The sequence below is a fragment of the Draconibacterium sp. genome, from assembly GCF_041583095.1.
Classification (GTDB): domain Bacteria; phylum Bacteroidota; class Bacteroidia; order Bacteroidales; family Prolixibacteraceae; genus Draconibacterium.
On record NZ_JBFHGM010000379.1, the window covers coordinates 1 to 3,790 of the forward strand.

Annotated in this window: 3 protein-coding genes; 1 reads left to right on the forward strand and 2 read right to left on the reverse strand. The window is 43.9% G+C overall.

Annotated features, from left to right (window positions below):
- Window positions 1-1,168 (reverse strand): alpha-L-fucosidase (locus ABZB17_RS21350; RefSeq protein ID WP_372653472.1); only part of this gene is annotated, 1,168 nt, incomplete at its 3' end.
- Window positions 1,169-1,269: 101 nt separating this feature from the next.
- Here ABZB17_RS21350 and ABZB17_RS21355 point away from each other — a divergent pair.
- Window positions 1,270-2,307, forward strand: a complete 1,038-nt coding sequence (locus ABZB17_RS21355; protein ID WP_372653474.1) for a WD40/YVTN/BNR-like repeat-containing protein — start codon at window positions 1,270-1,272, stop codon at window positions 2,305-2,307.
- 478 nt (window positions 2,308-2,785) lie between these two features.
- Here ABZB17_RS21355 and ABZB17_RS21360 read toward each other — a convergent pair.
- The coding region (locus tag ABZB17_RS21360; RefSeq protein ID WP_372653477.1) for a family 20 glycosylhydrolase at window positions 2,786-3,790 on the reverse strand (1,005 nt) is incomplete at its 5' end.

Genomic DNA, 3,790 nt, shown 5'->3' on the forward strand with positions numbered 1-3,790 from the left:
AATCCTTCCCTTTTTTTGTGAAATATACATCAGCGATATCATTATCTTCAGCACCGTCCCATGTTCTGGTTTCGTAAATTGCCTCGCCGTTTGTCTCCAGCCATTTGCCAATATCAAGCAGGCGTTGTTGCTGAATTACAGGAATGCGACCATCAGCAGTTGGGCCAACATCAAGCAGGAGATTGCCTCCTCCGGCAACTTTTTCAATCAGTAAATGAATGAGTGCTTCGGAGCTCATGTAATTTTCAACGGTCTCCATCTGGTTATACCCAAATGAAGTTCCTATTCCGCGACACTCTTCCCATGCTTTTTCCAATTTGTCACTTTTACCATCGTGAACTAAATCGTACTCTGTTGTATAAAATCCACCATGTTTGCTACGTGTTTCTTTACCCCAGCGGTCGTTAATACAAATCCGGTCTTTTACCGGCGAATCGTTGTACAGCCAGGACAAAAACTCCGTGCTTTTCCAGTCTTCACTAGGGTGATCCCATTCGCCATCGGTCCATAAAATATCCGGTTCGTAGCTGGTAACCAGGTCTTTCATCTGCGGAATCATATGGTCATCGACATATTTTTGCAGGTTGTTATGGTAAAGCGGATTGTACCACTCGTAAAGCGAATAGTAGAATCCCATGTGCAGTCCGGCATCTTTAACAGCAGTGGTTAAATCGCCACAAATATCGCGGTGCGGACCAATGTCAACGCTATTCCAGTTCCAGCTTTGGGCGCTTGGCCACAGTGTAAATCCTTCGTGGTGTTTTGATGTAAGTACCACATATTTTGCTCCGGCGCGTTTAAATAAATCGGCCCACTGTTCCGGGTTCCAGTGTTGCGCTTTAAACCGAGGGGCAAAATCCTGATAGAGGAAATCTTCACCATAAATTTTGTTGTGGTAGTCGCGGAAAAGTTTGCCGGCTTTGCTATTGTCGTTAATCCGGAAGCCATACCATTCGGCGTATTTGGCATAAACGCCAATATCGGCATTGGCCGGTGCCCAGGCCGGAACCGAGTAAACCCCCCAGTGAATAAAAATACCAAACTTTACATCCTCGAACCATTGCGGTATGGGGCGGCTATCAATCGATTTCCAGTTTGTATCGTATTTCTGGGCGTACGAAATAGTAATGAAAAGAGATAAAAGGAACGGCAAAATAAGTCGTTTCATTTTGTTGGTTTTAGATTATGATTTAAGTTATACAGAAAAGGTTTCTGATCCCATAAACTTACAATTATTTTTATTTTAGTTTTATAAAAAAATATACATAGATGAAATTTCTTCTGACTTCCGCTTTTATTTTGCTTTTATTTTCTTGTACGCTAACTCCTAAAAAACCAGCCGCTGTTGTTTTTTCAGAACTTAATACGAATACTGAAGCCAGTTTACGTGGTTTGCATGTAGTTGATGAAAACACTGTTTGGGCAAGTGGCTCGGGAGGAACTGTGTTGGTGTCGACTGATAGCGGAAACAGCTGGGAAGATGTATCGGTACCGGGAGCTGAACAAAACGATTTCAGGAGCATTCATGCCTGGGACGAAAATATGGCCACCGTTTTTGGTGTTGCCGGCCCTGATTTTGGCTACAAAACCATTGATGGTGGAGCTACCTGGAATGTGGTTTTTAGTGACACAACAAGTGGTTTGTTTTTTAACTCGGTAAAATTTGCCGATGCGCAAAATGGTTTGGCGGTTAGCGATCCGGTTGACGGAAAGTTTTTTGTGTTGCGAACAGAAGATGCCGGAAATACCTGGGAGCAGGTTACAGATCTTCCGGAAGTGGTTGCGGGAGAAGCCAACTTTGCCGCGTCAAATACCTGTATTGAATATTTGCCAACAGGAAAGGCCTGGATTGCCAGTGGTGGAAAAGCCGCGCGTGTGTTTTATTCTGATGATTTTGGAAAATCGTGGAATGTAAGTAAAACGCCAATGGTTCGCGGACTGGCATCATCAGGAATATTTTCTGTTGCTTTTACAAATGATAAAGAGGGAATCATCGTTGGTGGAATTTATGACCAACCGGAATTGAATACCAATATTGCTTCTTATACTTTTGATGGTGGAGTGACCTGGCAGCCTGCGGTAAAAATGCCAAAAGAGTACCGCTCGTGTGTGCAGGAGGTGAAAACGGAAAACGATTCGTTTGTATTCGCTATCGGGAAAACCGGTTGCGATATCTCAACTGATGGAGGTATTAACTGGAACTTTCTTTCCGATGACGGTTATTATACTTTTAGAGCAATTCCCGGGAAACTTGCCGGTTTTGCCGCCGGAAGCAATGGAAGTATTGCGAAGGTAGAATTTAAATAAAACAATCATGATTCACGGGAATCACCAATATGAATGAAAGTAAAGTCTGTTAACAGAATTTCATATAAATGGCCAGAATACAAGGCGCACACAACGATTGTGCATTGTGAACAGCTTACTGATTGCGCCTTTAAATTACCACAGATCAACCCCGGGTTTCACCCGAGGTTAGTCACATTTTATCCCTTCGGGATATTGAGATGAATTACAAAGTTAAGACGAGTTTATTGACCTGCAATGTCGCAATTGCAAGTTCTTATAACGCTGGAAGCGTCTAATGTGAATAACCCGGTGCGCAGCGCCGGGATGAAATAGACCAAAAGGGAAATTGTCCGGCGAAGAAAGCAGATCGAAGCCAGATGGTTCTCCCGGACGAAACTCAAACGGCAATACACATATAAAGATGGGGACTTTCAGATATAAAAAAACGGGCTGCATTTCTGCAACCCGTTTTTTTATTTTATCCAATCCTATTCTTCTATTCTTCCCACGGAACCAGCGCCGATTTGTAATAATCAATGCCCAATGCTTCGAAACGTTTGCCGTGTTTTGCCAAACGTGTTTTATACTCGTCCCAGCTTCTTTCTCCCGGTGCTGTCCAGCCAATTTCGGCATATCCCGGCAGACGAGGGAAAACCATGTATTCCACTTCATCAATATTGGTAACAGTTTCCGACCAAAGCGGAGCTTCAATTCCCAGAATGTTTTCTTTTGTAATGCCTTCAACCAGCGTTGCCGGATCCCAGTCGTAACCGTGATCAACCTCAATGTATCCCGCCCAGTGCAAGCCCAGATGAGTTGTTGAATCGTACTGCATATCTAGGTAAGCGCGTGCTGCCGGCGACATTAATACCTGCGCACCTTTTGCAACGCCCATTGTGGTGTTTTCAACATCGGCCCAGAATTGTACGGTAACATCATCAATTAGTTTGGCGTTGGCAATTTCGTCCCAGCCGATAATTTTTTTGCCGTGTTTTTTTACGATTTCCTGAACCCGGTTCACAAAATATACATAGTCGTCGTGGGCGGTAACATGCGATTCGTCGCCACCAATATGGATGTATTCTCCAGGAGTTATTTCAGCCAACTCGCGGATTACATCGTCAATAAACTGGTAAGTAATTTCTTTATCGGTACAAAGTGTGCTGAATCCAACCTCGGTTCCGGTGTAAAGCTCGCGGGCTTTGCCGTCGCAATTCAGTTCGGCGTACGATGCAAGTGCCGCATTGGTATGTCCCGGCATATCAATTTCAGGAACGATCATTATCTGGCGATCAGCAGCATATTGAACCAACTCTTTGTATTGTTCCTGTGTGTAAAAACCACCTTCGCCACCGCCTACTTCGGTTTGGCCACCAATTTCTGTAAGTTTTGGCCACGATTTAATTTCAATTCGCCAGCCCTGGTCGTCTGATAAATGCAGGTGAAGCACATTCATTTTGTACATCGCCAGGAAATCGATGAATTGTTTCACTTCTTCAAC